General features: G+C 60.5%; 7 protein-coding genes and 1 pseudogene. 6 read left to right on the forward strand and 2 right to left on the reverse strand.

The annotated features are described in order from the left end of the window. The first annotated feature begins 139 nt into the window (after positions 1-139). From istA to HWN72_RS21800, 3 genes are read left to right on the forward strand one after another with little or no spacing between them, the layout of a single operon-like run. Positions 140-1,603: an IS21 family transposase gene (gene istA / locus HWN72_RS21790; RefSeq protein ID WP_248006227.1), complete on the forward strand. Its 1,464-nt coding sequence runs from the start codon at positions 140-142 to the stop codon at positions 1,601-1,603. After that, positions 1,600-2,298: a transposase gene (locus HWN72_RS31730; protein ID WP_211151332.1), complete on the forward strand. Its 699-nt coding sequence runs from the start codon at positions 1,600-1,602 to the stop codon at positions 2,296-2,298. Before istA ends, HWN72_RS31730 begins: the two co-directional genes overlap by 4 nt. 51 nt (positions 2,299-2,349) lie before the next feature. After that, on the forward strand, positions 2,350-3,054 hold the full coding sequence (locus HWN72_RS21800; protein ID WP_211151333.1) for a hypothetical protein: 705 nt from the start codon (positions 2,350-2,352) through the stop codon (positions 3,052-3,054). Positions 3,055-3,394: 340 nt separating this feature from the next. On the opposite strand, the gene HWN72_RS21805 is transcribed toward HWN72_RS21800, so the two are convergent. Next, positions 3,395-3,610 carry a helix-turn-helix transcriptional regulator gene (locus HWN72_RS21805; RefSeq protein ID WP_211151334.1) on the reverse strand — a complete coding sequence of 72 codons (216 nt, stop codon included), beginning with the start codon at positions 3,608-3,610 and terminating at the stop codon, positions 3,395-3,397. A 519-nt stretch (positions 3,611-4,129) separates the two neighbouring features. On the opposite strand from HWN72_RS21805, the gene HWN72_RS21810 reads away from it, so the two are divergent. The 3 genes and pseudogenes from HWN72_RS21810 to HWN72_RS21815 all read left to right on the forward strand — a co-directional run. Next, positions 4,130-4,774: an outer membrane protein gene (locus HWN72_RS21810; RefSeq protein WP_036526652.1), complete on the forward strand. Its 645-nt coding sequence runs from the start codon at positions 4,130-4,132 to the stop codon at positions 4,772-4,774. A 118-nt stretch (positions 4,775-4,892) separates the two neighbouring features. Next, positions 4,893-5,024, forward strand: a complete 132-nt coding sequence (locus HWN72_RS31645; RefSeq protein ID WP_256434608.1) for a hypothetical protein — start codon at positions 4,893-4,895, stop codon at positions 5,022-5,024. A gap of 98 nt (positions 5,025-5,122) precedes the next feature. Next, a pseudogene (locus HWN72_RS21815) lies at positions 5,123-5,314 on the forward strand (transposase); the annotation flags it as partial. On the opposite strand, the gene HWN72_RS21820 reads toward HWN72_RS21815, so the two are convergent. Then, positions 5,280-5,570 carry a PAS domain-containing protein gene (locus tag HWN72_RS21820; protein WP_309141588.1) on the reverse strand — a complete coding sequence of 97 codons (291 nt, stop codon included), beginning with the start codon at positions 5,568-5,570 and terminating at the stop codon, positions 5,280-5,282. The pseudogene HWN72_RS21815 and the gene HWN72_RS21820 overlap by 35 nt on opposite strands. Positions 5,571-5,577 lie beyond the last annotated feature (7 nt).

Consider the following 5,577-nt stretch of genomic DNA (forward strand, 5'->3'; position numbering starts at 1 on the left):
CCCGGTCCCGACACACCGGAGGCACTCTTTGGCGGGTGCCTGTGATGGTCATGGTGGCCGCTATGCATCGGGTTTTCCGGGGAGGAGGACCTGACGTGTGGCCGGCCGACACATCAACGATCATCAAGTGAGACTTTTCATGACCAACAGACGTTATGACCCCGTCGCCCTGGCGGCGGCGAAGGCCGGGTTCAGTCCGGCGACGGGCTATCGGGTTCTGCAGGCCACCCAGCTGCCATCGCAGCGGCAAACACCGCGCGGCCGGCGCCGACCCGATCCCCTTGCCGGTATTTTCGATGAAGTTGTCGTGCCGATGTTAGAGGCTGCCCCGGGCCTTCGGCCCATAGCGATCTTCGAGGAGCTGCGGCGCCGATATCCCGAGACGGAGTTCGGCTCCCGGCGAACCCTGGAGAGGCGCATTCGCGACTGGCGCGCCGTCAACGGGCAAGATCGCGAAGTCATTTTCCGGCAAGTGCACGAGGCCGGGCGGCTCGGCCTGTCCGATTTTACGTGCATGGACGATCTGGGAGTTTCCATCGCCGGACAGCCCCTGGACCATCTGCTCTATCACTTCCGGCTTCCATGTGGCGGCTTCGAACACGGGCACATCATCCTGGGCGGCGAGAGCTTCGTCGCCTTGGCTGAAGGGCTGCAGAACGCGCTCTGGTCCGCAGGCGGCGCGCCGAAGCTTCATCGTACCGACAGCCTCTCGGCCGCCTTCCGCAATCTGGACGCGGATGCCAGGATCGACCTGACCAAGCGTTATGACGCGCTTTGTGACCATTATGGAATGGAGCCCACGAGGAACAACCGGGGCGTTGCCCATGAGAACGGCGCGATCGAGAGTGCCCATGGCCATATCAAGGCTGCCATAAGGGATGCGCTGCTGCTGCGCGGGAGCGCCGACTTCTCCGACCTTGCCGACTATCGCCGCTTCATCGACGAGGTCGTGAATGCGCGCAACCGGCGGCACGGCCCCGGGATCGATGCCGAACGCAAGTTCCTGCAGCCGCTGCCGGACGTGCGCACCACCGATTACGAGGAGATCCTCGTGACGGTCACATCCTCGGGCGGCTTCACGTTGCGCAAGGTGTTCTACACGGTCCCATCCCGCCTGATCGGGCACCGTTTGCGGGCTCGCCTTTATGATGACCGCCTCGACCTCTTCATCGGCGGCACGAGACTCATGACCCTGCCGCGCGGACGCGCAGGCATGAACGGGAAGCACGGCCACGTTGTCGATTACCGTCACGTGATCCATTCTCTGCGCCGTAAGCCCATGGCACTGCTAGGGCTGGTCTATCGCGATAGCCTGTTCCCGCGAGAGGCCTATCGCCTGATGTTCGACCACCTGCTGGAATTTCAGGGCGAGCGGCAAGCCTGCCGCACCACCGTCGAACTTCTGGCCATGGCTCACGAGCGTGCATGCGAGGCCGAACTCGCGGGGCTCCTGACCGAGGACCTGGCGGCGCGCCGAACGCCCTGCCTGACAACCTTGCGGGCCCGGTTCTGTCCGGACCCTGCCGATCTGCCCGAAGTCGTGGTCGAACTGGTGCCGCTCTCGATCTACGACGGACTTATCGAACAGGGAGAAGCCGCATGAACGCAACTCCCATGATTGATGCACAGCGTCTCAGCCTCATGCTCAACGAACTGCGCTTGCCCACCATCAAGCACATCTGGGGGGACTTCGCCGCCCAGGCAGACAAGGAAGGATGGCCCGCCAGCAGATTCCTCGCCGCGCTGGCCGAGCACGAACTTGCCGAACGCGATCGGCGTCGGATCGAACGCCACCTGGCAGAGGCACATCTACCCGCAGGCAAGACCCTCGACTGCTTCGCCTTTGATGCCGTGCCGATGATCTCCAAGGCCCAGGTCATGGCCCTGTCGACGCGGCTAATGGCAGGCCTGCACCTGCTCAAGCACATGGAGGGCCTGTCGGACGAAGCCGTCTGCGCCCGCTGGGTCGAGAACCCGTACCACCAATTCTTTTGCGGCGAGCAGCACTTCCGCCACAAGCTGCCACTGGATCGTTCGTCGATGACGCGCTGGCGGAACCGGATCTGGGCCGACAAGCTGGAACTTCTGCTCGCCGAGACGCTGCGCGTGGCGATGGAAACCAGGGCAATGCCGCCGCAGGCCTGCGAGCGGGTGACGGTGGATACGACTGTACAGACCAATGCGATTGCCCATCCCACCGACAGCCACCTGCTGCTACGCGGCATCGAGTGGCTGAACCGGATTGCCCGCAAGCACGGCATCAAGCTGCGCCAGTCATTCCTGCGGGTGGGCCGCTAGGCTCGGCGCAATGTCTCCCGGCTGATCAACGGGCGCGGTCACAAGCAGGCGATGCGTTGGGTGCGCAAACTTCGCACCTGTCTGGGCCGGCTCGACCGCGATATCGGCTGCAAAATCGCCGGAAATGAGGAACTCGAGGCCGTCTTTGCCGTCGTCCGCGAGCGGGTGGCGAAGATCCTCACCCAGAAGGCTAGCAGCACAGACAAGCTTTATGCCCTGCACGCGCCCGAGGTGGAATGCATCGCCAAGGGCAAGGCGCGGACCCGCTACGAGTTCGGGGTAAAGACCTCGATCGCGGTGACAAACGCCCGCACCGCCGGTGGCCAGTTCATCGTCGGCATGCAGGCGTTGCCCGGCAACCCCTATGATGGCCACACCCTGTCCGGGCAGATCGAGCAAGTCGAGCGCCTGACCGGCGTCACCGTTGAGCGGGCTTATGTCGATCGCGGCTACAAAGGGCACAAGCATGGCGGGCAGGCCAGGGTCTATATCGCCCACACTCGCGGGATCACCTCACCCACGATCAAGCGCGAGCTCAGGCGACGAAATGCCATCGAACCGATCATCGGTCACACCAAGTCCGATGGCCTGCTCGAGCGCAATCACCTCGCCGGTGCCTCCGGCGATGCCATCAACGCCATCCTGGTCGCCGCAGGGCACAATCTCAGGTTGCTCGTCGCATGGCTGACTGCGCTTTTGCGCGCCCTCATCGCCGCCTGGCTATCCCCAGTCCTGCCCAAAATGGCCGCTGCCTGAAAGCCGCGTACCAGTTCGATAAACCCCTCACGGCACATCGGACGCAATCTACCCGTCGCCGAAACGAACATCGCATTGTTCACGACCGACAAGATATCTACGCCGACTGCATCGAGGCCATGCGCCAGCACGCTCCTCGCCAAGATCGCGCTGGAAATCCGAATTGGCGACTCGCCTACAGCCGGGTAAAAGACCGCGCGCATTCCATCGCCTCGGGCTACAGAGACCGGACATCGTATGGGTTGCGCGATTGAGAATGCGGGCTTCTAAATTCGTGCTATTCTCGGCCCGCTTTCGACGACTGGTTTCCCGAAGTCCTGAAAGTTCCGGCCGATTACTTTTAGATCAGACCGCCAAATACGACGTGCGCGATCATATGTGCTCGGTTACGCGCCCGCGTTTTCAGCCGGACATTCTCGATATGCCGTTCAACCGTGCACGGCGCGATCTTAAGATTTAATGCTGCCTCTTTTGCCGAGTACCCGTCAGCGACGAGGCGGACGACTTCGGCTTCACGCCTTGTCAGCACCGGTGCATTTTCATCAAGTCGAATCATAGGTTCCCCCTTTATTAACCATCATAAGGGAAGGTAATCATTTTCAAGTGCATATGGAATGGTGATTTTTCCCATGTGAACGATTACAAAGAATGCCTTTTGGGGCTTGGTACAACTCATCCGATAGTGCAGAAGTGCACATTAGCAGGCCAGTTGGCCTTGCCTAACGTATCTCGTGCGTTTGGCGAGAACCGGTATTGACCCTGCAGGTATTTTTCATCGGTGAGACTATCAACTCGCACACAGCTCACGAATCTCCCGATGTCTTTCAACGCAGGAGCAATCGGTTGTGATACCCGTAAACGGCTCAGCTTACGCGGCGAAATCCTCGCTGGAGTGCGCTCATTGATCGTATGATCGAGCGGCATTTTTTTTCCCGTTGATACATCATGAGCGGTCGCATCAGTGTTGCAATTTGGTCACATGCTTTCGTAGTTTCAACCGATTGCCGCGGTCCTCGGAAACTTGATGGGCGTTTCCATCTTTTGCCATTCGAATGACACTCCAGAGGATACTTCCATGACTTTCAAGCCGCTCTCCCTTGCAGTCGCTGTTGCTGCGGGAATCGCGTCCACGTCGGCAATGGCTCAGGATGCAGGCGTCGACGCTTCGACGAATGCGCCGATCGTGGCCGAAAACGGCACTAGCTTTCGCGGCATCCGCCTTGAAGGTAACTTTGGCGGTGACCGCTTTCAGTCGGAGGGTAACCACAACGACAAGTTTGGTTATGGTGGTACAATCGGCTTCGACGGCACTTTGGGTGAGCGCGTCGTGATCGGTGCGGAAGGCAGTTTCTGGAAGCCCGGCAAGGGCAACGAGAACACCACGGCGCTCGCCAATGGAAACAGTATCGACCATAAGGCGTTTGAAGAATGGGGCGCTGCTGTACGAGCCGGCTTTCTAGCCACTCCGGACGTTTTGATCTTTGGTAAGGCCGGCTACGTAAACGGCGAACAACGCAAGCGCATTGAAGGACCCGTAGGCAATACACTCGTGTACGATCACTACCGCGCTGACGGCTATCAAGTCGGCGGCGGCGTCGAATTCTCTCTGACGCAAGGACGCCTTCCGGTTTATGCGAGTGCACAGTACGTATATTCAAACTATCACGGCAATAGCAGCCGTCAGCGCGTGATGGGCGGCATCGGCATTCGTTTCAAGTAAGCGTCGCCGGACCTCGATGACAGCCTCAAGGGGCCCGCGCCGGAAGGTACGGGCCCCTTTTGGTTGTGTGGGAGGTATGGACCGGAAAGTGCGGCAGGCCTTCAAACATGGCCGATCAATGCGCCGGATCACGATTGAGCATGGCCGGGCAACCCACAAGTGGCGCTACCGCATCGAGCGCATGTTTGGCGGTTTCAGAATCGGCGGCGCAATCGCGACCGGTGCGATCAATTCGCCGCTAGTCACCTAGAACCGAAATGAGCTTCGTTATATAAGAGCCTCATCCGAAAGTTGTTGAGCAATAGTAGCATGTTGTGATTCACGCCTCTTTGCGAAGAGATGAAGTGAATGGTGACATGGACTGGTATTGCCCGGCGCGAGCATAGCCGGGAGGGACTGCGATATCCATCGGATTTGACCGATGTTGAGTGGGCGTTGGCAGCGCCATTCGTGCCTCCAGCAAGGCGCGGAGGCTGACCTCGAACGGCAGACATGCGCGAAGTCCTCAATGCGATGTTGTATATAGCCGCGAGCGGGTGCCGTCAGCACGCTGGAAGCGATACTCGTCGGTCCAACTCGTGCCGCCATGATCGATCACCGCATGGATGCTGGCCTCGGTCCGCGCGCGGTCGCCGGGGTGGATGTGGTCGAGCCACCATTGCGCGCTTGTCTGCTCCAGCGCATGGCCGAAGCGCGTCGCCAGCGCCTCGTTCCAGACGACGTGGCTATCGGCGAGGCGCCAATCCCAGATCGCGTCGCTCGTAGCACCGATGGCGAGCCGGTAGCGTTCCTCGATCTCGGGG

This window comes from Novosphingobium sp. HR1a, from assembly GCF_015594425.1.
In the GTDB taxonomy this organism is placed as follows: domain Bacteria; phylum Pseudomonadota; class Alphaproteobacteria; order Sphingomonadales; family Sphingomonadaceae; genus Novosphingobium; species Novosphingobium resinovorum_A.